At 33.6% G+C, this 22,642-nt stretch carries 26 protein-coding genes and 1 tRNA gene; 13 read left to right on the top strand and 14 right to left on the bottom strand.

What is annotated here, in order from left to right; genetic code table 11:
* Positions 1-333 precede the first annotated feature (333 nt).
* On the top strand, positions 334-720 hold the full coding sequence (locus NMAR_RS09605; RefSeq protein WP_012216181.1) for a hypothetical protein: 387 nt from the start codon (positions 334-336) through the stop codon (positions 718-720).
* Between the two features lie 5 nt (positions 721-725).
* Here the strand turns inward: NMAR_RS09605 and NMAR_RS09600 are convergent, their stop codons facing one another.
* The 3 genes from NMAR_RS09600 to NMAR_RS09590 all read right to left on the bottom strand — a co-directional run bounded on the left by NMAR_RS09600 (position 726) and on the right by NMAR_RS09590 (position 2,105).
* A complete protein-coding gene (locus NMAR_RS09600) occupies positions 726-887 on the bottom strand; it encodes an AbrB/MazE/SpoVT family DNA-binding domain-containing protein (protein ID WP_012216180.1) in 162 nt (53 codons plus the stop codon).
* A 126-nt stretch (positions 888-1,013) separates the two neighbouring features.
* Positions 1,014-1,616, bottom strand: a complete 603-nt coding sequence (locus tag NMAR_RS09595) for a winged helix DNA-binding protein (RefSeq protein ID WP_012216179.1) — start codon at positions 1,614-1,616, stop codon at positions 1,014-1,016.
* Between the two features lie 126 nt (positions 1,617-1,742).
* Entirely contained in the window at positions 1,743-2,105 is a 363-nt protein-coding gene (locus NMAR_RS09590; protein ID WP_012216178.1) for a hypothetical protein, read from the bottom strand.
* A 65-nt stretch (positions 2,106-2,170) separates the two neighbouring features.
* Between NMAR_RS09590 and NMAR_RS09585 the strand changes: the two genes are divergently transcribed.
* Complete coding sequence (locus NMAR_RS09585; RefSeq protein WP_012216177.1) at positions 2,171-2,923, top strand: phosphoglycerol geranylgeranyltransferase; 753 nt, start codon at positions 2,171-2,173, stop codon at positions 2,921-2,923.
* An 11-nt stretch (positions 2,924-2,934) separates the two neighbouring features.
* Entirely contained in the window at positions 2,935-6,312 is a 3,378-nt protein-coding gene (locus NMAR_RS09580; protein ID WP_012216176.1) for a DNA polymerase II large subunit, read from the top strand.
* Position 6,313: 1 nt separating this feature from the next.
* Here the strand turns inward: NMAR_RS09580 and NMAR_RS09575 are convergent, their stop codons facing one another.
* Positions 6,314-7,636, bottom strand: coding sequence for a serine hydroxymethyltransferase (locus NMAR_RS09575; RefSeq protein WP_012216175.1), 1,323 nt, complete (start codon positions 7,634-7,636; stop codon positions 6,314-6,316).
* Positions 7,637-7,739: 103 nt separating this feature from the next.
* On the opposite strand from NMAR_RS09575, the gene thsB reads away from it, so the two are divergent.
* Positions 7,740-9,452: a thermosome subunit beta gene (gene thsB / locus NMAR_RS09570; protein ID WP_012216174.1), complete on the top strand. Its 1,713-nt coding sequence runs from the start codon at positions 7,740-7,742 to the stop codon at positions 9,450-9,452.
* 55 nt (positions 9,453-9,507) lie between these two features.
* On the top strand, positions 9,508-9,786 hold the full coding sequence (locus NMAR_RS09565) for a hypothetical protein (protein WP_012216173.1): 279 nt from the start codon (positions 9,508-9,510) through the stop codon (positions 9,784-9,786).
* Here NMAR_RS09565 and glnA read toward each other — a convergent pair.
* The gene (glnA, locus tag NMAR_RS09560; RefSeq protein ID WP_148680263.1) at positions 9,783-11,243 is read right to left on the bottom strand and encodes a type I glutamate--ammonia ligase; all 1,461 of its coding nucleotides are present in this window, start codon (positions 11,241-11,243) and stop codon (positions 9,783-9,785) included. The two genes, NMAR_RS09565 and glnA, sit on opposite strands and share 4 nt — an antisense overlap.
* Before the next feature lie 53 nt (positions 11,244-11,296).
* On the opposite strand from glnA, the gene NMAR_RS09555 reads away from it, so the two are divergent.
* Both NMAR_RS09555 and NMAR_RS09550 read left to right on the top strand, forming a co-directional pair.
* Positions 11,297-11,854, top strand: a complete 558-nt coding sequence (locus tag NMAR_RS09555; protein WP_012216171.1) for a DNA replication complex subunit Gins51 — start codon at positions 11,297-11,299, stop codon at positions 11,852-11,854.
* A gap of 32 nt (positions 11,855-11,886) precedes the next feature.
* Positions 11,887-12,171: a hypothetical protein gene (locus NMAR_RS09550; protein ID WP_012216170.1), complete on the top strand. Its 285-nt coding sequence runs from the start codon at positions 11,887-11,889 to the stop codon at positions 12,169-12,171.
* Here NMAR_RS09550 and NMAR_RS09545 read toward each other — a convergent pair.
* A complete protein-coding gene (locus tag NMAR_RS09545) occupies positions 12,168-12,389 on the bottom strand; it encodes an AN1-type zinc finger domain-containing protein (protein WP_012216169.1) in 222 nt (73 codons plus the stop codon). The genes NMAR_RS09550 and NMAR_RS09545 overlap by 4 nt on opposite strands.
* Before the next feature lie 103 nt (positions 12,390-12,492).
* On the opposite strand from NMAR_RS09545, the gene NMAR_RS09540 reads away from it, so the two are divergent.
* Both NMAR_RS09540 and NMAR_RS09535 read left to right on the top strand, forming a co-directional pair.
* Complete coding sequence (locus NMAR_RS09540; protein ID WP_012216168.1) at positions 12,493-13,233, top strand: SDR family oxidoreductase; 741 nt, start codon at positions 12,493-12,495, stop codon at positions 13,231-13,233.
* A 1-nt stretch (position 13,234) separates the two neighbouring features.
* Positions 13,235-14,383 carry an NAD(P)/FAD-dependent oxidoreductase gene (locus NMAR_RS09535; RefSeq protein ID WP_012216167.1) on the top strand — a complete coding sequence of 383 codons (1,149 nt, stop codon included), beginning with the start codon at positions 13,235-13,237 and terminating at the stop codon, positions 14,381-14,383.
* On the opposite strand, the gene NMAR_RS09530 is transcribed toward NMAR_RS09535, so the two are convergent.
* Positions 14,384-14,593: a hypothetical protein gene (locus tag NMAR_RS09530; RefSeq protein ID WP_012216166.1), complete on the bottom strand. Its 210-nt coding sequence runs from the start codon at positions 14,591-14,593 to the stop codon at positions 14,384-14,386. It abuts the gene before it with no gap.
* A gap of 56 nt (positions 14,594-14,649) precedes the next feature.
* Between NMAR_RS09530 and NMAR_RS09525 the strand changes: the two genes are divergently transcribed.
* A tRNA-Pro gene (locus NMAR_RS09525) sits at positions 14,650-14,723 on the top strand.
* On the opposite strand, the gene NMAR_RS09520 is transcribed toward NMAR_RS09525, so the two are convergent.
* Genes NMAR_RS09520 through thpR form a run of 3 tightly spaced genes read right to left on the bottom strand, consistent with a single transcriptional unit; the run spans position 14,724 to position 17,330 of the window.
* Positions 14,724-15,485, bottom strand: coding sequence for an RIO1 family regulatory kinase/ATPase domain-containing protein (locus tag NMAR_RS09520; protein WP_012216165.1), 762 nt, complete (start codon positions 15,483-15,485; stop codon positions 14,724-14,726).
* Positions 15,460-16,791: a CCA tRNA nucleotidyltransferase gene (cca, locus tag NMAR_RS09515; protein ID WP_012216164.1), complete on the bottom strand. Its 1,332-nt coding sequence runs from the start codon at positions 16,789-16,791 to the stop codon at positions 15,460-15,462. The genes NMAR_RS09520 and cca overlap by 26 nt, the downstream gene beginning before the upstream one ends.
* Positions 16,788-17,330: an RNA 2',3'-cyclic phosphodiesterase gene (gene thpR / locus NMAR_RS09510; RefSeq protein ID WP_012216163.1), complete on the bottom strand. Its 543-nt coding sequence runs from the start codon at positions 17,328-17,330 to the stop codon at positions 16,788-16,790. The genes cca and thpR overlap by 4 nt, the downstream gene beginning before the upstream one ends.
* 72 nt (positions 17,331-17,402) lie before the next feature.
* Here thpR and NMAR_RS09505 point away from each other — a divergent pair, with 72 nt between their 5' ends.
* The 3 genes from NMAR_RS09505 (at position 17,403) to NMAR_RS09495 (ending at position 19,167) form a co-directional block, all read left to right on the top strand.
* A complete protein-coding gene (locus NMAR_RS09505) occupies positions 17,403-17,951 on the top strand; it encodes an AAA family ATPase (RefSeq protein ID WP_148680262.1) in 549 nt (182 codons plus the stop codon).
* Positions 17,948-18,352, top strand: a complete 405-nt coding sequence (locus tag NMAR_RS09500; protein ID WP_012216161.1) for an RNA-binding domain-containing protein — start codon at positions 17,948-17,950, stop codon at positions 18,350-18,352. Before NMAR_RS09505 ends, NMAR_RS09500 begins: the two co-directional genes overlap by 4 nt.
* A gap of 74 nt (positions 18,353-18,426) precedes the next feature.
* Complete coding sequence (locus tag NMAR_RS09495; RefSeq protein ID WP_012216160.1) at positions 18,427-19,167, top strand: hypothetical protein; 741 nt, start codon at positions 18,427-18,429, stop codon at positions 19,165-19,167.
* Here the strand turns inward: NMAR_RS09495 and NMAR_RS09490 are convergent.
* The 4 genes from NMAR_RS09490 to NMAR_RS09475 are packed head-to-tail and all read right to left on the bottom strand — an operon-like array spanning position 19,162 to position 22,605.
* Positions 19,162-19,884: an NAD-dependent protein deacylase gene (locus NMAR_RS09490; protein WP_148680363.1), complete on the bottom strand. Its 723-nt coding sequence runs from the start codon at positions 19,882-19,884 to the stop codon at positions 19,162-19,164. The two genes, NMAR_RS09495 and NMAR_RS09490, sit on opposite strands and share 6 nt — an antisense overlap.
* Positions 19,885-19,886: 2 nt before the next feature.
* On the bottom strand, positions 19,887-20,786 hold the full coding sequence (gene rnz, locus NMAR_RS09485) for a ribonuclease Z (RefSeq protein WP_012216158.1): 900 nt from the start codon (positions 20,784-20,786) through the stop codon (positions 19,887-19,889).
* Positions 20,783-21,730, bottom strand: a complete 948-nt coding sequence (locus NMAR_RS09480) for a TRM11 family SAM-dependent methyltransferase (RefSeq protein WP_012216157.1) — start codon at positions 21,728-21,730, stop codon at positions 20,783-20,785. The genes rnz and NMAR_RS09480 overlap by 4 nt, the downstream gene beginning before the upstream one ends.
* On the bottom strand, positions 21,730-22,605 hold the full coding sequence (locus tag NMAR_RS09475; RefSeq protein WP_148680362.1) for a ribose-phosphate diphosphokinase: 876 nt from the start codon (positions 22,603-22,605) through the stop codon (positions 21,730-21,732). Before NMAR_RS09475 ends, NMAR_RS09480 begins: the two co-directional genes overlap by 1 nt.
* Positions 22,606-22,642: the final 37 nt, after the last annotated feature.

The following is a 22,642-nucleotide window of genomic DNA, read 5'->3' as shown; positions in this document are numbered from 1 at the left end:
GAAGAGTGGAAATATTGGTGTGTGGGTTCCACTGGAAATTAACAACCATGTTAATTTGATGTTAAGAAAACTCCCAAAAACCCTATTTTGACCCCCTAATTTCCACTCCAGGCGTTAAAATTGACGTTAACATTGTGAATATCTCAAATCTAACCCCTTTATTTCCACTCCAGGCATGAATATTTCTTAATTTAGGGGGCTTATACACGACTAATTGTTAATAACAAAAAAATAACTAGGCGTGGCTTACACAGTCAATGTTAACAAACCATTTAGTTAACAAATTTTCGCGGATCATTTGAACTGTTAACATCAGATCGAATAGATCCTAACATGGCCAAAAAACGTATTCGTATAGACATGGAAGACTCTGACGGTGCACGTTATGATATCAAACTTGAAGGTAATGTAACCAGGGACAAAGTCTTGAAAATATTTGAGATGATGGACTTGATGAATATTGAAGAAGAGGAAACCACAACTAACATAGATTCTGTAGGCTCTAAAATTTGGCATATTATTGACAAGTTCTTCCCTATGGGCAAATTCACATCAACTAACATTCTTGAAAAATATGAGGATGAATTCAACGAACCTATCAAACTTAGTGTAATTTCCACATATCTCTCAAGATTTTCCTCAAAAGGTAGGGTAGATAGGACTAGAAATGGTAGAGAATGGACATATCAAACCATAAAAATCAGCCAAAAACAACACTAAACCAATCAAGATATAGTGATTTTTCTAACAATCAAACGGTCTTTTCCAAGAATTAATTTTACATATTCACCTTTTTGGATGTCCATATACTTTCTAAACTGTTTTGGGATAGAAATTGTCCCAGCAGATGTGATTTTTACCAAAACTTCATTTTCTTGAATGGACATATTATGACTATAAATTAATAATATATATAATTTAATAAAATATGTTAATTATAATTAATAATCAAAAATAGTATTTTTTGCGTAAAATTATGTAAAATGACTTTGGAAAAACTCGAAATATATCTTTTAGGCAACAGTTGGATTTGTTTCAACTTCTCCAACCTTTGCTATTCCCTTTTCAGTAATGGAATATGTGTATGGTTTAGATTCAGTGTTTCTTTGAACAAGACCCTCTTCAAACAACTTCTTCATCAGTCTTGAAGTATGCTCTCTACTCTTCTTTAATGTGATTTGTATGTCACGTGATGTCATAGCTTTGTTTGTGATTAGATGCAACACGTAATTGGTAGGATTTGTGTGCTCAATATTGGTAATTTTAGGCGTGGAAACTGGTTTTTCAGGAACTTTTTCTGGCTCTTGTGATGTTACAACTTCCTTTTCTTGGACTTCATTCTTTGCTAATTTTTCCAAGAATTGTTTTAATTCCAAATTTGGATCCTCTGTTTTCTGCTCAATTCCCTGTATTTCTAATGCATCTAAGCGTATTTTCATATCAATTAATTGCCTTTCATAGTATTCTAAACGCTCAGATTGTGATGTATCAACCATCTCACTCTTAGATTTGATGAATGGTCGAATCTTATAGTATCCATACAAACCTCCCAAACCCACAATGAAGGCTAATATCACACTCAAAATCACTTCTGGGTCAGGAATCTCTATTAACATCACAAATTTTATGCCTGCATTGTGATTTATCGTGATAGAACAACATTATTTCACACTTTAGATTAACAAACTCACACACATTGTCACAAACAACTCAACTAATTGAACTGAACAATTATCACAACATCACATACTACATGCCTGTCTTACGAGCCTATCTATCACATTAATGACCTCTTCCTCCCTTTCTGGGAATATATCACTCTCATTTATCACACTAATCTGCTCAGATAACTTGGATATCACATCAATATCATCAGGTAAAATGATGCCTAAACCGCGTAAAAGTATGATTGAGTAGAATAATGAGACTAATTTCTCTCTAGACTGCCCAACTTGCCTATAATACGCACCTTTTGAAATTGAAAACTCTAACTCAAGAAGATTCTTCTGATTTAAAATAATTTCAATTTGTCGCTCTGTAAACAAAGATTTTTTGATAATTTTCCTAATAATATTGTTAAAATTAGATCCTTCAAACTCCGACATAGCTATACAAATCTGTATAATGGCATTCCAATTAAACTTTAAAGAGCCACATACGAACCATTTCTATGGCTGGAAATAAAGTTGAAACATTCCTAAAATCAGAATTAAAAAAGAAAAATGCATTATTGTTTGTTCTAATAGATTCAGAGGTATCAAATCTAGAGGCATCTGCTAAACTAGCAAAAGATGTCGAAAAGATTGGGGCGTCTGCAATCTTGGTTGGTGGCTCGTCTGCTACAGATCAGATAGAGATGGCTCAGGTGGTAAAAGGCATCAAAAAAGGCATCAAAATACCAATAATCCTCTTTCCTGGCAATGTTACGGGGGTTGTGCCTGACGCTGATGCCATTTTGTTTAGTTCCTTAATGAACTCAGAAAACCCATACTTTATCACACAAGCACAGGCCCTAGGTGCACCAAGTGTTCTAAAATTTGGTTTAGAGCCTCTTCCTACAGCATATCTGGTAATAGGAGATGGTACAACTGCTTGGTTTGTTGGTTCTGCAAGAGGAATCCCATTTGAAAAGCCCAAAATTGCTGCAGCCTATGCACTTGCAGCTCAATTTCTTGGAATGAGATTTGTCTATCTTGAGGCAGGTTCTGGTGCAAAATCTAGTGTTACACCAGAGATGGTCAAGACTGTTAGACAGTTGTTTAACGGATTTTTGATTGTAGGTGGTGGGATAAAGGACGTAAAAACCGCCCAAAACTTGGTTAAAGCAGGAGCTGATGCCTTAGTAATTGGCACTTTCCTTGAGAAAGGTGGAAGTCTCAAGAAACTCGAAGAAATAACAAAAGCAATTCAAAGAAGCAAGTAATAATACTCTATATGTCTGAAAACGACGCAATTTCTCGTATTAGTGGCATTAAGATGCCTGATTACTATTCTGATTACTACTCTAGTCTATCTACAGAAACATACAACATTTTTGAGACTGCTGCATCTGCAAAATCAAGCCTAGTTGACTCTTCCGGCATAATAGAGCCGAAAATCGCATTTGATCTGGCTGATCGTGTAGCAAAAATGCACGAAATTGATATCGCTGAACCACTTCGAGAACTTCTAAAAACTAACGGAAAAGAACTCTCTGCATTAATTCTATCAAAAGAGATTGCACAGGGAAAATACTCACTTCCTGATTCTACTTTGGAAGAAAAACTTGATCTGGCAGTACGTGTTGGATTGGCAATTGTTACAGAAGGAGTCACAATTGCTCCGTTGCAAGGAATTAGTGAGGTAAAGATTAAAAAAAACAAGGATGGTTCTGAATATCTTTCAGTTTCCATTGCAGGTCCTATGCGTTCTGCTGGAGGAACAGAATCTGCCGTAACTATGTTGATTGCAGATCATGTCAGAAAGACAGCAGGACTATCAAAATTCCAGGCCAATTCATTTGATGATGAAACAGGTCGATTTGTTGAGGAGTTAAGAATCTATGAAAGAGAGGCTAGTAGTTTTCAATTCCATATCCTAGATGAAGATATTGAACATGTGATTTCCAATCTTCCAGTAGAGCTAGACGGTGTTGATACTGACCCTTATGAGGTTGTAAATCACAAATCTATGGCGCGAATCAAAACTGATAGAGTAAGGGGAGGTGCCTTACGTGTCCTAAATGATGGTCTTATTGGAAGATCCAAGAAACTACTCAAAAGAATTGAAATGTACAATCTTGATGGTTGGGAGTGGCTTAATGACCTAAAGGGTGCTGTTCAGACTGGTGAAAAACAGGAGGATGCAGCTACCAAAAGAATGCATGAGGTAATTACAGGCAGATCAGTCCTTTCTATGCCTAACAGACTAGGAGGATTCCGACTAAGATATGGACGAGCATGCAATACTGGTTTTGCCGCAGTTGGACTTCATCCTGTAGTTGCAGAAATACTTGATCACACAATTGCAGTTGGAACTCAAATTAAGATTGACATTCCAGGAAAAGGCTCAACAGTAGCATTTGTTGATTCGATTGAAACTCCTGTAGTTCGTTTGAAAGATGGCAGTGTTGTAAAAATTAGAGATGTAAAACATGGAATAGAAATCAAAAATGACATTGAAAAAATACTTCACCTTGGAGATATTCTGATATCTTTTGGTGATTTCCTAGAAAATAACGCACAACTTGTTCCATCAGGATATGTAGAAGAATATTGGATTGAGGAATTAAAACAAAAAATTGCGAAATACGAGCCTGAAGACCATTATCTGACTCGATTTCTCAATAGAATTCCTACAATAGATGAGGCATTAAAAATCTCGATTGATTTTGATATGACTCTTCATCCTCATTACCTGTATTATTGGGATAAGCTATCTGCTGAAGAACTTGGACTACTTTTGAATCCCAAAACAATCAATGAAACATCAGTAGAGTACTCTCCACAAACAAAGAAAATTCTTGAAAAATTAGGAGTTCCACATATCGTCAAAAATGACAGTATTATTCTTGAAAATACTGAAGCAAAAATTTTCTTTAATTTGTTGTTTAGAGAAGAACCAACAATTGATGATTCTTCTGTTCCTCAAATTATCTCAAAATCTTCTGGAATCAAAATTAGAAACAAATTCTCTACATCTATTGGAGTACGAATTGGAAGACCTGAGAAATCTGCCCCTAGACAGATGAAACCACCAACACACGTATTATTCCCAATTAGTGACAAAGGAGGACCTACACGAGATCTTCTAAAGGCATCTAGAAATGAGCACTTTTTCACCAGTATTTACAATAGGCATTGTAATCAATGTAATATCCCGTCAATTGGGATTAAATGTTCAAAATGTGGCACAAAGACCACTGTCACCTATAGGTGCCCACATTGCAGAGATTCACTCGAAGAATCTTTTTGTGAAAAATGCAAACGAAACGCTCTAGCCTATTCTCATAAGGAATTTCCCCTAAAATCAAAACTTCTAGAAGCTCAAGAAAAAATTCGCCTACGTGCCCAAGAACCCTTCAAAGGAGTCAAAGAATTAATCAGTCAAGATAAGATTGCTGAACCTCTGGAAAAAGGATTGGTTCGTCAAAACTTTGGACTGACAGTCTTTAAGGATGGAACTGTTAGATTTGATGCAACAAATTCTCCTCTAACTCAATTCAAACCCTCTTGGATTGGAACCTCTGTTGAGAAACTCAAAGAATTGGGATACTCTCATGATGTTGATGGAATTCCACTTGAAGATCCAGAGCAGATAGTTGAACTTCGAATGCAAGATGTGATAATTCCATATGAAAGTGGCAAGTATCTTGTTTCGATTTGCAAATACATTGATACTCTTTTAGAAAAATTCTATGGAAAAACCTCATTTTACAATGTAACCAACTCTGAGGAATTGATTGGACATCTGATAATTGGTCTTGCTCCTCATACATCAGTTGGAATTGTAGGTAGAATCATTGGATATTCTGAAACCCATGTATGTTTTGCAACTCCCAATTGGCATTCTGCAAAAAGAAGAGACGCAGACGGTGATGCTGATTCTATAATGCTGTTGATGGATAGTCTTTTGAATTTCTCAAGACAGTTCCTTTCAGATGCGATTGGTGGATTGATGGATGCACCACTACTTGTTCAACCTCTTGTTTTACCACATGAATCCCAGCCACAAGCCCATAATCTTGAGGTAACAAAATCATTGCCTTTAGAATTTTTTGAATCAACACTTCAACAAGCCAAAGCACCGGACATTTCATCTGTTGAAATCATCAAATCTAGACTTGAGACAGAAAGACAGTTTTATGATTATCATTTTACACATACTACCTCATCGCTTACAACTTCAAAATCACGTAGTGCATATTCCACTCTTGGCTCAATGCTTGACAAATTCGATATGCAAGTTAGAAATGCTGAACTGATTGATGCTGTAAATACTTCAGAAATTGTTTCAGATGTTATCTCAACTCATCTAGTACCAGACATTATGGGAAATCTGAGAGCATATGCAAGACAAAACTTTAGGTGTACTGGATGTGGCAAATCCTATCGTCGTATGCCATTAATCCAAACTTGTGTTTGTGGGCATAAACTAATTCCAACAATAACTCGTGGTTCTGTAGAAAAATATCTAAAACTTGCAAAAAGACTTGTTGACAAGTATGATGTTAGTGAATATCAAAGAGGACGTATTCATGCACTTTCTGATGAAATTGAACTAGTATTTGGAAAAAGCCCAGGTGACCAGTCACTTCTTACTGATTATGCCTGAATTATCGCAATTTGACGTATTCGTAAGCACCTAATTTGTTGTCAAAACAGAATTTTACCTTCTGGTAGTTCTTTCTAAATGACTTTACTTTGGAAAGCAATTTCTTAGGATCCTTCTTCTCTATTACTACTTGTTTGATGAAGGAAGCAATTTCTTGCATTTCATTTTTCTTCATTCCAAGTCTAGTAATTTCTGAAACTCCTAATCTAATTCCACCCGGATGGAAATAATTTCTTCCAGCTTTGATGTCTCCTGGAATTAGTTGTCTGTTTACAATTATGTTGGCCTTCTCTAAATCTGCCTCAACTTTACCGCCATCTGAATAATCCAAGACGTTGACAGCAATTTGGTGTGATTGTGTAAATCCTCTGCTTTCACCTAATACTTTGAATCCAGCATCACTTAATGCTTCAGCAAATGATTTTGCATTCTTTATGACTTGAGCAGCGTAATCTTTTCCAAACTCTAATGCTTCAGCAAATGCAACTGCTTTTCCTGCCATATTGTTGATGTGATGACTACTTGTCAGTCCTGGAAATGTTGCTTTTTTGATTGGTTCTTCATGTTTTTCAGAACCTAAAACCAAACCACCTTGTGGACCAAATAATGTCTTGTGAGTACTCATAGTCATTGTATCTGCTCCCTCTTTTAGTGGATCTTGGAATTTTCCTCCTGCAATTAGTCCTGCAACATGCGCTGCATCATAATTGATATGCATATCATAACTCTTTAGAAAATCTGAAAGTTCTTTGACTGGATGTGGGAATAAGAACAACGAGCCTCCAAACATTGCAATTTTTGGTAGTCTATTGTTTTTCTTTAATTCCTTTACTTTCTGTTTTGTCTTGTCAACATCGATTGTCATTTCTTCAGCATCAAATGGATAAAATTCAATTTCCAAACCATGAACTAATCCAGCAGTTCCAGAATGTTCTTTTTTACCATGTGAGATATGGCCTCCAGCTGGAATAGATGGTGCTAGCATAACATCACCTGGATTTGAATAAGCAGAATATACAGCGAGATTTGCTACTACACCTGAAATTGGTCTTACATCAGCAAACTTTGCTTTGTAGAGTTTTTTGGCTAATTTCATGCATTCAAACTCTACATCATCAATGTAGATACAACCCGCGTAGACTCTTTCTCCAGGCCAGCCTTCAGCATACCTATTGCCAAAATCTGAGATTACTGCTTCTCTAACTGCAGGACTAGGAATATTTTCACTGGCAATTAATGGAATTGAGTTCTCAAACCATTTGTGATGTTCTTTTAATTTTGCGAAAATTTTATTGTAAGATTCTTTATTTTGTGATTTTGCCATATTTTGCAACCTGATTTTCCCAATTTAAAAACACCGATAGACTGTCAAACCCACCACTCTTGATCTGGAAGGTATAAAAGGGGAATCTGGAATTTTTGCATCAATGGCTATGCAAGCTACTTCTAAAGGAAATATGCCCGTCGTATTGCTCAAAGAAGGTGGTTCAGAAACTAAAGGTAGAGATGCACAAAAGAACAACATTGCTGCATCAAAGATAGTTGCTGAGATTGTTCATACCAGTTTAGGTCCTAGAGGCATGGATAAGATGCTAGTTGATTCCCTAGGAGATGTTACTATTACAAATGATGGAGCAACAATTCTCAAAGAAATTGATGTTCAACACCCAGCAGCAAAAATGCTCGTTGAGATTTCTAAAACAACTGACAATGAAGTTGGAGATGGAACAACTTCTGCCGTGGTTTTGGCAGGAGCCTTACTTGAGAATGCCGAGTCATTAATTGATCAAGATGTTCACCCAACAATTATTGTTGATGGTTATAGAAAGGCTGGAAGAAAAGCCAAGCAATTTCTTGAAAGTATATCTGATAAAATTTCTCCAAATGATAAGAATATTCTCAATAAAATTGCAAAAACTTCTATGCAAACAAAACTTGTTAGAAAAGATTCTGATCAACTTGCAGACATTATTGTAAAATCGGTTCTTGCTGTTGCAGAAAAAGACTCTGAAAGTTATGATGTTGATATTGATGACATTAAAGTTGAAAAGAAAGCAGGTGGTTCAATAAAGGACTCTATGATTGTTCAGGGTATAGTTTTGGACAAAGAAATTGTTCATGGAGGAATGCCTAGAAAGATCAATGAAGCAAAAATTGCTTTGATTAACACTGCCCTAGAAATCAGTAAAACTGAAACCGATGCTAAGATTAACATTTCAAATCCTCAACAATTGAAATCATTTCTAGATGAAGAAAATAGAATGCTAAAAACAATGGTTGACAAAGTTATCGGTTCTGGTGCAAATGTAGTTTTGTGTCAAAAAGGAATTGATGACATGGCACAACATTACTTGGCAAAAGCCGGAATTATAGCTGTTAGAAGAATTAAGGAAAGTGACTTGACAAAACTAGCAAAAGCAACAGGCGCAAGAATAGTCACAAACCTTGATGATCTCTTTGAAAAAGATCTTGGTAGTGCTGACCTTGTTGAGGAAAGAAAGATTGAGGAAGACAAATGGGTATTTGTTGAAGGATGTAAACATCCAAAATCTGTAACATTACTTCTACGTGGTGGCTCACAAAGAGTTGTTGATGAAGTAGAACGTTCTGTTCATGACGCTTTAATGGTTGTAAAAGATGTAATTGAAAAACCAGAAATTGTAGCAGGTGGAGGCGCCCCTGAAACATATGCCGCTACAAAACTTAGAAACTGGGCTAAATCTCTTGAAGGTAGAGAACAATTAGCTGCAGAAAAATTTGCTGATGCTTTAGAAGCAATTCCATTAACACTTTCAGAGAATGCTGGAATGGATCCAATTGATACTCTTACCCTGTTGCGTTCAAAACAACAAAAAGGTGAGAAATGGACAGGTATTGATGTTATGAAAGGAAAAATTGCTAACATGAAATCTAGTGATATTATTGAACCTCTTGCAGTAAAACTTCAGATTGTTTCAGCATCTGCTGAAGCTGCATGTATGATTCTTAGAATTGATGATGTAATCGCTACTCAGAAATCTGCTGGTGGTCCACCTGGTGGTGGAGAAGGCGGAATGCCACCTGGAATGGGCGGAATGCCACCTGGAATGCCTGGAATGGGCGGTATGGGTGGAATGCCTGACATGGGCGGTATGATGTAAATTATTTTGCAATTTTTTTCAAAAGTTTATTTGATAACTAACTTTACGAACAGCATTGAATGAAACCTCATCAAAACTTCTTTCTGGATTCAAGTATGTGTACTTGGTTGCATTCTTTGTATTACTTTCAGGATTTTTTCATCCACTAATCACTAACACAAGTTTTGATAATGTTGTTGTGGGAGTCTTGATATTGTTTGTAGGTCTTGCAGGTGGAGTGCTATTATACAAAGCTGCAACATCTGAGAAAAGAAGAGAGATATTTCTTGGAAGTGGATTTACTCTAATGGCAGTTTCATTATACTATATTTTTGAAATGAGTGGACGAATCTAAACATCAAAGTACAAATAAAATTCGTGTGGATGTGGTCTGATTGAAATCTCACGTTGATCTCTTCTTTCTAATTCAATGATTTTATCAATTACATCATTTGTGTAAATTGGATTAAGGAATTTTCTATCACTTTCCAGCTCGTCAAGTGCTTCTCCTAGACTCTTTGGAAGAACCCCAATTCCTCTCTTGTTTCTATCACTTTTTGTCATCTTGAATATGTCATCACGAACCTCATCTCCAGGATCCATCTTCTTCTTAATTCCATCCATACCTGCTGCAGTTACTGCTGCAAATACAAGATACGGATTGGATGATGGATCAGGAGCTCTGAATTCAAGTCTCTTTAGATTTGCATAATTCTTACCTTTCAAATGTTTTGGAACTCTAACTATTGCTGAACGATTTCCAGAACTCCATGCAATATATGCTGGAGCCTCATAACCTGGAACTAATCTGTGATAGGAGTTTGTGGTTGGATTACAAATTGCTGATAATGCTTTTGCGTGATTGATTATTCCGCCACAAAAATATCTTCCAAGTTGGCTCAATTCAATTTCATCATCTGGATCATAGAATGCATTTTCTGTTCCTTTCCATAAACTAACATTAACGTGCATTCCCGAACCTGAATCCATTGCAATTGGTTTTGGCATCATTGTTGCAACTTTGCCATATTTTTGAGCAACGTTTCTAATTACGTATTTGTATGATTGTGCAGCATCAGCTGCATTTGTCATGTAATCATACTTGATATCAATCTCACATTGTCCTGCTGTTGCTACTTCATGGTGATGATTGTCACATAAAATTCCAAAATTCTTATTGAGAATATTCACACATTCATTTCTGTATGGTGTAAGGGTATCTGCAGGTGTACTAGGATAGTATCCTTCTTGTAATCCCATAGGATATCCATCACCTGATTGATTCCATGGAGCTTCTTTAGATTCAATTGAATAAGATTGTCCTTTGTATGGTGTTAGAACATCCCAATGAACTTTATCAAAAACAAAAAACTCTACTTCTGGTCCCCATGTACTAAAATCAAATCCTTGTGTTTTGATGTATTCTTCTGCTTTTTGTGAAATTCCTCTTGGATCTCTTGATAACCTACCTCTGTTTTCTCCCCAATAAACATCACAAAGTAATCTAGCTGTCTTGTTTTCAGTCATCCATGGAATTATTGCAAATGTATTAGGATCAGGTTTTAGAAGCAAATCTGAATCATCAATACTTGTAAATCCAATAATTGATGAACCATCTAATTTTGGTAGACCGTCTCTCATTTGTTCAGGAGTAAATGTATTGGCAGAAATTGTGGTATGGTGGAAATGACCAGTTAGACCTGTAAATTGAAGATCAATGAATTGAATTCCTTCGTGTTGAATTCTTGAGAAAACTTCGTCAGGTGAATATGATACTTGAATTGCTTTTCCGTGACTGACTTTATAGGGCAATTTATGCTTCAATCAAACACAAATACATCCAGCATTTAAGGATTAGGTAGGAAATGTCCGAGACAAATCAAATCGATATCAACTATCTACATCATACTGTTTTACGAGAAACCGAAGATGAATCCCTACTAGAAATCGATCCTAACTTTTACAGAAATCTATCTGACTTTATAGGAAATCTAAAAAAACAAGAATTTGATGGTGTTGAAAGTAAAATCAAAGATACTATGATAGAAATGGCCACCGAATTGACCTCTCTACTCATAAATGTCAGATTGGAAAAAATTTCAAAATCAAAAGACCTTGAGATCGGTTTTCTTTTAGATGAAGAAAAATTCATTCTTGATTCACAAGAAGAAGAAAACGACCGAAAAGAAATGATTCTCTCAGCTACAATTAACGGAAAATCAAAATTCCTTGAATCCTTGTCTCAAAATCACAAAACAAAGAAAATTGCAGTAAGATTTTTGCAAGAAGTAGATGAAATTGTAGGTGCTGATCTGGAGAAGTATGGTCCGTTTAAAATTGAAGATATTGCAACCATTCCATATGAAAATGCACAGGCATTAATTGCTAAAAACGCAGCCACAAAAGTTCGTTTGGAAGATTAGATAGAAATTATACCTAATTCATTTCTAATTAGATGTCTCATACAGGTGTTGACGTAATCGATTTTCTTTTTTATACAATTTATCCTGTAATTGGAATTTTTATTGTTGAGGGAATTAGTAGAGTAGTCAAAGCTCCCAAGTGGGCAAAATTGTGGACACAGGCTGTAGTCTCAATTGGTTTTGGAGTTTATTATTGGTTCATTTTGCCAGCACCTCAAAACTTCCCATTAACTGCATTAGTGATGTTTGCACTTGCTATTGCATTAATTTATCAGGGAAGACGTGCAAAAATTTCTCCGGAAAAAAGTCCTTATTAAAAACGTCCAAAAATTCTTCTAAAAATATTTGGCCTATCTCTTCCTCCGTCTCTGATAACTTTTTTTTCACCAAATCGTTTTGCTCTAATCTGACTTAATTTTACACATCTATGTTCTTCAGGAAGTCTATGCTCTGAACAAAATGGATCCTTGCAGTAATTGCATTGGAATGGCAAATCTGTTAAATCCCCACAATATGCACACTTTTCAGACTTCACAAATTCATTTACTATTTTTCTTTTAATAAAGTTGCCAGTATTTTTTTGAGAATTATTTTTCTAGACTAAACATTTTTACGATGTCAAAATTCAGTGTGATTAATTGATTAAAGATAAAGTAGCAATAATTACTGGAGCTAGTAGTGGTATTGGATTTGCCACTGCTTTAGCATTATCAAAAGCAGGTGCAAAAGTTGCTATTGGTGCCAGAAGAGTTGATAGATTAGAGGAACTTGCAAACAAAATTACTGAAAATGGTGGAGAAATATTTTATCAAAAATTAGATGTCACACAAAAATCAGAATGTGATGATTTTGCAAAAGCTGTTTTAGAAAAATGGAATTCTATTGATATTTTAGTAAATAACGCAGGACTCATGCCTCTAAGCTTCTTCAAAAATCTCAAAGTAGATGAATGGGACAGAATGATTGATGTGAATATCAAAGGCGTATTGTATTCTACTGCAGCAGTAATTACACACATGAAAGAAAAAAAATCTGGTCATATTGTTAATTTGTCCTCTGTAGCAGGAAGAATTGTCTTTCCTGCTGGTAGTGTGTATTGTGCAACAAAACATGCAGTTGCAGCATTTAGTGAGGGATTAAGACAAGAATTCAGTATACGTTCAAACATTAGAGTAACAAGTATTGAACCTGGTGTTGTGGATACAGAACTCAATAACACAATCACTGATGAATCCTTAAAGGGATTTGTAGAAAATGCAGCAAAGATGGAAGCTTTACATGCTGAAGATATAGCAAATGCCATTTTGTATGCAGTAGACTCACCATCTTATGTTAATGTCAATGAAATCCTGATAAGACCTACAACACAAGAACGTTAACTTGACAGATATTCCACACGTTGTAATTTTAGGAGGAGGTTTTGGTGGACTTGCTACTGCAAATGAGATTAGAAACTCATTGTCATCTTCACAGGTCAAAATCACAATTATTGATAAAAAAGACTGGTTTATGGTGGGATTTGCAAAATTATGGATAATAAATGGAACACGAACATTTGAAAATTCTATTGGTCACCTAAATCAGTTAGAAAAAAAAGAAATCAACTTCATACAAGATGAGATACTGTCAATTGATCTTCAAAACAAAAATGTCAAGACTAAACAAGAAGACATCTCTTATGATTTTCTTGTAATATCATTAGGTGCAGTTTTAGCTCCACAAAAAATTCCTGGATTAACAGAAAATGGGTTCAATCTATATGATCACAATCAACTTTCAGAAATTCACAACAAACTCCAAAATATTGATTCTGGAAAAATTGCCATTTCTATAATGGGAATGCCGTACAAATGTCCTCCAGCACCATTTGAGGCCAGTTTATTGATAGATTCCATGCTCAGAAAACGTGGAGTGCGTGATTCTGTTCAAATTGACTTTTACAGCCCAGCTCCAATTACATTACCTGCAGCTGGCCCAGAAGTTAGCAAAAAAATTCTTGAGTTAGTGAACTCTGAAAAAATTACTTTTCACAATTCATCTAAAATAAAATCAGTTGAATCAAACAAATTAATTTTTGAAAATGGCGAAGCTGAATTTGATTTACTTTTAGCTGTTCCACCTCATATTGCACCAAAAGTAATCTATGATTCTGGATTGGCTAAAGAATCTGGATTTATTCAAATAGATAGAGATTGTAAAACTCCATTTGAAGATGTATTTGCAGTTGGTGATGTTACCAGTTTAGTAGTCACAGAAAATAAAGCAGTACCAAAAGCTGGAATTTTTGCAGAAGGTGAGGGTATAACTGTTGCAAAAAATATTGTATCAAAACTTCAATCAAAAGAAGAATCTGAATTATTTGATGGAAAGGGAGGATGTTTTATTGAATCAGGACGAGAAACAGCATCAATTATTGAAGTTGATATGTTTTCACAACCAGAACCTTCTACTAGTATTTCTGAACAAACTTCTGAAAATCTTTCAAGTAAATTAGAATTTGAAAAAGACAGACTTTCCAAATGGCTTTAATCAATCAGAATTTTCTTTTTCTCTTGCCAGATGTTCTAAAACAGCTTTCATTTCAACACCAAGATCTTTATCATTTTTAGAAAGATTTAGCTTTTCAGGAATATTATTTTTGAAATCTTCAGCTTCTAACTCTATGCTTCGTTTTTGAATGCAGTCTATATGATCTTCTCCTGTTGCAGAAAGCTTGTGACAAATATTACAAATTTTCATAATTTTTGGTTGTTAATACGACGATTTAATAATTTCATTTTGTGCCTCTGAGACAAGGGATCGTCGTCTAGCTTGGTATGATACTAGTCTGGGGGACTAGTGGTCGCAGGTTCAAATCCTGCCGGTCCCATTACAATTTCAAAATTTTCAAGAGATTTTCAAAATTTTCAAGAGATTTTTCTTGTTTGTATTGTTTTAGTGCACCAATAATTTTCTCCTTTGGTGGATTTTTGTAAATTTTTTGTACTTTTTTTGCAATTCCTGAACCAATAAAAATTGCTTGAGTAACTGATGTAACATTTGATGGTCTTCTTTTAACACTAGAACTCTCAAAATCTATTAGAGTAGATTTTGTTTTTCCAACAATAACATGTTTTGAGATATTACTTAACTCTCCATGATCAAAACCAATTTGATCCAAATTATAACAATCTTCAAGAACTTTTCTTATTGTTGATTTCAATTTTTTTACACTACCTACCCCTTTGAGAGAATTTACCCAATCAACAATTTTGATTCCTTCAATGTATTCCATCACCAGAAAATTTTTGCTTACATCAATCATTTTTGGCCCAACATTTACTGAATTTACTAACTTCAATAATTTGGCCTCACTCTTCATTTCTTTTCTTTGCGAATCTATTCTTCTAATTTTTAATGCAACTTCTCTACTTCCTTTTTTTGCAAGAACAACTACACCCACGTATCCTTTTCCAAGAATCTCTAGTTTTCCTAATGTTGTAGGACCCGTCAATGAAATTGATTTAATTTTTAATTTGTCTAATTCATTAATTCTAGACTTTGTTTGACGTGGAGTTGATTTTGGATATCCCAAAATTTCTGAGTATGGTTCATCCACAAATTTCTTAATTGAAATGAAGGAGTGTGCCATCAGTTGAGATCAATTCACTTGCGACCTCTTTAATTGATTTGCTTAACCCTTTTTCTCCAATAGTGATTTTGAAACCTTGTTTGAAATCAGCTTGGAGGCCCTTTGGTATACCTGTTTGAAGATTATTTTTCAAAAATTCACTCATAAATTTACTGGCATCTACGTGTTTTCTCTTTTCTAGAGAGATGATTTTTTTGTTATTTCCTATCCATACTAATTCTGCATTTGAAAGATTCTTCGAAATGAAACTCTTCGAACTGCCTTCCCTGAAAAACTCTGGTCCACTTTTTGCATAAATATCAGAAATTTTTGTTGATTCTAAAAGGAATAGGAGATAAGCTTCTTTTTGTTGATCTGTATATGCTCTACTCCTTAGTACTGTAAAACCGGCTAATTCTAATTGTGTGTTTAATGATGATGTAGCTCTTTTTATCTGTCCCCAAATTATATCGGGACTTCTCATTTTGAAATTGAATTTAATAGATAATATATTTCCCCAGTGCTTCTTTGAAACTCTTGATTTTTTATTCTTAAAAAAATCAGATTTAGGATTTTCTTTAAAGGCCCTACAAACAAGAATAAATTTTCCAATATTTTCATCTGATATTGCAGCAGCCAAGTTTCTATTACTATCTATCGGATCAATTATTACTAAAGATGTATCAAATTTCTTTGAAGTTTTTCCAATTACTTGATTTTCTTCAATTTTAGAAATTGATTTTATCATATTTTCAAAACTTCCAAAATGTAAAACTAGAACTTCTGATACATACCCACTAAATCCTTGTTTTGCAATTTCTGCACCATAGATTCCATTTGATTTTAGAAATGTCTTTAGAATTCTAACTTCATTTCTCATTTTTTGTGTTAATGATTTTGACATGAATTTTGTATGAAATGGTGATCTGTCTGCAGCACTTTTCCATTCACCTGCTTTTACATCATAAAATGGAACAACATTGATCTTTGTATCCTTCATTTTAGCCTCAACATATGGGTGTTCAGAATATCTTACATATGGAGAAAATTCCTTCAATGAATCAAAACCAATTTTTTTAGAGATTTTTTCAAATTTCTCTTCTGAAATTGATTTTTTGAATCTAACAAAAATATCTACATCTGCATCTTTTGATAGCCATGTGCCTTTAGCAAATGATCCACCAAATTCTACTCCTATAATTTCAGGAAATTTTTCAATTTCTTTTTTGACTAATTCTAATGCTGTTTTTGCAATTCCTTCTTTTGATTTTTCTATTGTTTTTGTTGGAATTACATTCTTCATTATATTAGCAATAATTTTTTTCATTTTACAGCAATTACCTCCTCTAAATTAGAATAGATTGGTCCATCAGATGTAAGTTCACTTTTTTTCAGCATAATCCTAGAAATTTTTTGCATTCCAAAATCCATAAACTTTTGTTTATTCAATTCCTCTGTCATATCTCCAATCTTCTTTTTAATTCTAAATATTGTAATGTGTGGCTTGAATGGTTTATCAGAAACTAATCCTAGAGGTTTAAGCACATTTTCCACTTTTTTTGCCAATTCAATCAGATTTTTCCCTCCTTCTTCATCTGTTCCAATCCAAATCACTCGTGGAAATTTTGGTTTGGGAAATGCTCCTATTCCTTTCAAGTTTATGGTAAATTCAGAAAACTTGATTGTTTGTAGTGATTCAATTACTTTTTGCACTTGTTCTTCAGAAATTTCTCCCAAAAATTGTAATGTAAAATGTAATTGATCTGAATTTATTGGCTTTGCATTAATTTGTAATTTATTTTGAAAATCTTTAATAGATTTTTTTATGTCATTTTCTGAAATCTCAATTGCCACAAAAGTTCGCATTACAATTTTCCTTGATGTATCTTTATAATGATTTCCGGTAGCTTCATAGACGAGTTTGGTTTTCGATATTCAATGACAAAACTAATTGTGTGTTTGACAGGCATGCCAGGTGCTGGAAAATCTACTATTGCTGAAGGACTAAAACCAAAAGGCTATGATATAGTCAATATGGGAAATGCAGTAAGGGAGGAAGCAAAAAAAAGAAATTTGGAACCATCAAGATCAAATCTTGGAAAATTAATGCTTGAACTTAGAGAGAAAAATGGACCTGGTGCAATTGCTGAACTAATAAAACCACAAATTGAATCTTCTTCTTCTAATGTGATTTTGATTGACGGTGTTCGCTCAAATGATGAAATTGAAGTCTTAAGAAAAATTGGAAATGTAAAATTATTAGCTATTCATGCATCAACTGACACTAGATTTGATTTTCTACAAAAAAGAGGTAGATCAGATGATCCTCAAACAAAAGAACATTTTGAAGAAAGAGATAATCGTGAATTAGGTGTTGGAATTAGTAATTCAATTGCGTTATCTGATTATGCAATTTCAAATATTGGATTAACTAAAGATGAATTAATAGAATCTGCAAATGAAATTATCCAAAGTTGGGTATTATGAAGATTCCAAATATTAATTGTAAAATTGAAATGTTTTGTGCAGTAAATCCATCTGAAGATCCAGAAAAAACTCAAAAATCAATTTCAAACATTTTTCCATATTCAACCATTAAAACTGAAAATTATTCAATTTCTGCTGAATCAAAAGACCTAACTTCTTTAGAAAAAATATACGAAGTAATTCACTCAAAGCAATCTCAGAAAACCTATAAACGGAATCTTCAAAAAAATCTAAAAAACGATTCAACATGGTTTTATCTAAACAAACAGGCTGCATTTGTAGAAAAAATAGCCATTTGTGAAGAATCTGAAGAATCTCCATTAGGCCCAATCAAAGTTATACTTACTTCGTCAAAAATTGATGAAATCATTGATTGGTTTGTGTATGGAGATGAAAACTAGCTAAGAAAATTCAATCATTTTTGACTATTTTTTTTAGTATGAATCTAAAATCCATTTTTTAGAATTATTAACAAATGTTCATAAAATTAGGCATAATTGCAGGAATAATTGTTCTAGGAGGAATGATTTTCTCAAATGAAATTGATTCATTTTTCCCTACCACATCTGCAACAATAACCGATTCTCTTACTAATGATATATCAAATATAGGTACTAAAGCAACAAATGCTGTAGAAAACCGAATTGATGAGTCCATTGATAAAATTGTAGATAAAACTAGTGATGCTATAACAAATGAAATTCATGAAACAGGAGATAAAATTTCTAATGAAGTTTCTGATGTAAAAGAAACTTCCCAGAACATAATTCATGAAAAAGTTTCAAACTTTAATCCTGTCGAATCTATACAAAATTTGTTTACTGGAAGTTCTTCGAACAAACAAAAATCATCAAATGAAATTTCTACATTAAATCCACCTTCATCATCAAGCCAAGTCATAACTAATTCTTCTCCTTTAGTATATGAAACACTTTCATTATCTACAAAACAAATGTCTGATGAAAATATCATACTTCAGTATTCTGATTCTAGTGGAAAAACAAATAGTGTTAATGTTATACTTCGATCAGAACAAGAAGAAATTTTTTCTGGAACATTTTTCTCTTCAAACTTTGAAACTACTGTAAATGATGCAGCAGGAATTCCTTATTTCATAGACATGATTGTGGAACATGAAGAATATGGAACTGTAACTTCATCAGTTTTTAATCCTGGAGATTCATCGGATTCAAACATTAGTGGTATATTTTCATAAATTTTTGAATAACGAAACAAATTCTGGTAATGCATTAGCACTAGTGTTTCTTATTACAAGATCCATTTCTGATGACATTTCAGTATTTTCTGGATTAATTTCTATTAGCATTGCATTGTTTTGTTTTGCATATATTGGTAAAGTGTTTGCAGGGGATACTACGAGTGATGTTCCTACAATAATCATTAGATCGCATTGATTTGCATGAATTATTGCTTCTTGCCAAACATCTTGTGGTAGAGACTCTCCAAACCAAACAACATCTGGCCTCAAAATACTTCCACATTTACATAAAGGTGGATTTTCTGTAAAATCTGTCATTATTTCATCACTAAAATCACAAACAGTACATTTTATTTTTACAATACTTCCATGTAATTCCAAAACTTTGGTACTGCCTGCTTTTTGATGCAATCCATCAATATTTTGTGTCAAACTGACAACATCTGCAAATTTTTCAAGTTCGGCAATTGCTTTGTGCCCTTGGTTTGGATTTGCTGAAAAAATATTGTGTCTTCGTTCATTATACCATTCCCAAACCAATTTTGGATCATCATAAAATGCGTCAATTGTAGCCAATTTCATGGCATCATAGTTTCTCCAAAGACCATCTTTGCCTCTAAATGTGGGAATTCCACTTTCTTGTGAGATTCCTGCTCCAGTAACAAAAACAATCTTTTTTGCATTCTTAACTTGATCTTTAATTGATTCAAACATTTTCATTTGATCTCTATTTCTAAAAGATCCTTTGCAGTAATTACTGAATCATGAATTTCTTTTGCTTCTCTTAGATGTTCTACTTCGTCTCTGTATCTTGCTGAAAAATGTGTTAAGACCAGATTCTTTACTTTTGCATTTTTTGCTACTGTTGCAGCTTGTTTTGCAGTTGAGTGACACGTATCTTGCGCTTTTTGTTTTTCTGCCTCAAGAAATGTTGAATCAAATACAAGATAATCACACTCTTCAAAAAATTCTTCTAATTCTTTTGTAGGCATTGTATCTCCAGAAATCCCTATTTTTTTACCTGGACGTCTTTCTCCTAAAACTTGTTCTGGTTTTATTATTTTTTCATTAACTGTAATCTCATTTCCATTTTGTAACTTATTCCATAATTCACCTTCAGGTATTCCTAATTCCTTAGCTTTTTCAACATTGAATCTTCCTGGTTTGTCTTTTTCTTCAAATAAATAAGAAAATGCAATAATAGAATGATTTGCTTTACATGTACGGATTAAAAATTTTTCATCTTCAAAAATTTTTTCATCTTTTATTGTATTGATCAAAATAGGAAATGACAACCCAAAATTCAAAACTTTGATGTTTGCTGCAATAAATTCTTCAATTCCACTTGGACCAAAAATTTCTAATGATTCTGTTCTATTTTGCATAGACATTGTTTGTAATAATCCTAAAATTCCTACGCAATGATCGCCATGAAGATGTGTAACAAATATTTTCATTTTTTTATTCCAACCCAATCCTGATTTCATATATGAAATCTGTGCGGCTTCACCTGCATCAAACATGAGAACTTCACCTTCTCTCTCTAAACATATGCATGATAATCCTCTGTTCTCAGTTGGTTGTGCAGCTGAAGTTCCAAGAAATACAAGTTTCATTTTATCAGAATTGTCCTTGTCAAGCTTTTATGCCTATAGATTTGATATTTTTTTAATCCTTTTAATTTCAATTTGTCTCCCAATTCCTTTTTGTACATTATAGCCATCTTCTTTCTTTTTGGTACAATAGTCACAAATTTCTTAATGATCTCTTCAGGTTTTTCTGATGTTTTTGTATTTTTTCCATATGGGAAATCTGTTACAATACCGTCAAATTCATCAGCCATGTTCTTAATTTCTTGGAAATCTGAATGAATTACTCTTGATTTGTATCCATTTTCTTTGAGATTCTTTTTTGTGATTTCAACCATTTTTTCATCAAAATCTAGACCAATTCCGTGAATTCCCATTGACTCAGCTTCTAGAAGCGTTGTACCAGTTCCACAGAATGGATCACATACTGTTTCTCCTTTTTTTAATCCAACTAGATTGATCATTGCCCTTGTTAATTTCCAATCTAATTCATGTGGCTGTGATATTGCCTTTTTTGGTCTCTTTTTCTCCTTTGTAATCTTGGAAAACCCAAAAAAATTTTCTTTATTTGTAAAAATCAAATAAACTGTAATGTCTGGATTTTCAAGTTTTACTTTTGCATTAGAGAATTTTGAAATCATATCACCCATGGAATTTTCCAATTCTGGTATATCGAACTGATTTGAAGATAAATTGATAATTCTACAAACGAATGTTTTTGCATTTTTTAATATTTCAAAATTTCCTTCATCTAAAAACAATCCAGACATTTTTCGTAATATTTGTCCTGATGTTTTTACAAATGTTGCTTTCTTTGAAATTTCATACCAATTAGTTTTTGATTGAATAATTACTAAGTTTGAAATAATTTTAATTTTAGAAAATCTATCAAAAGTTTTTGCTATTGTAATAACCTCATCAATTGCAATCTCTAAATATTCTTTAGATAATACAAAAAAACTTTCTGGCATTATATTATTGCCTTTGCAATTGTATTTGATACATCAACTATTGATGTATTACCTGGAATGGTATTTGCACTAATAATTTTTGTAACTCCTGATTTTTTTATTTTCTTTTCAGCATCATTCATCAATAGTGCATGTGTACATGCAACAAAAACTCTCTTGCATTTTTCTTTTTTAAGAAATTTTGTTGCATTAACTATGCTTCCACCAGTACTGATCATATCATCAACCAAAATCAGATCACGCCCTATTACATTAGCCTGTTTTGTTTTTATCTGTACTTTACCAGTTTTTCTATCCCTTTTCTTTTGTAATGCAATGAATTCTATTCCCATTTCTTTGGCAAATTCTTTTGCTCTTTCTTTTCCACCTTGATCAGGCGAAACAACTAACGGATTTTTTAGGCTCAATTTCTTGAAATATGCTGCCAAATCTGGGACAGCTGATACATTTTTGGATTTTATGGTGAAATATTTGAGTCCAATTAAACTGTGAATATCTACTGCAATTAGTTTTGATGCACCAGCACCCTTGAACAATTTTGCTAAAACTTTCATGGTAACAATTTCTCCTGGCAAAAATTCTCTATCTTGTCTTGCATATCCCATGTAAGGAATTACAACAATTACTTCAGATGAAGTTTCTTTAGCTTTTGAGATTAATGATAATGCTTGGATAAGATTTGTATCAACAGGTGGATAAATTGATTGGACAACAATTGATTTTCTTTTAGATATGTTTCCCTTGAGTGTTATCTTACTTTCTCCATCAGGAAAAATTCTTACCTCTGATTTTACCAAATTTGCTTTAATTTTTCTAGCTAATTTCTTTCCTAAATCTTCAGAGGATTTTCCACAAATTACTGATAGTTTACCCAACAAGAAAATGTGAATTAATGGGACTCTTAAGTTTTGA

Origin of the sequence: Nitrosopumilus maritimus SCM1 (assembly GCF_000018465.1) — an archaeon.
In the GTDB taxonomy this organism is placed as follows: Archaea; Thermoproteota; Nitrososphaeria; order Nitrososphaerales; family Nitrosopumilaceae; genus Nitrosopumilus; species Nitrosopumilus maritimus.
This window is presented reverse-complemented; position numbering and strand designations above follow the sequence as displayed.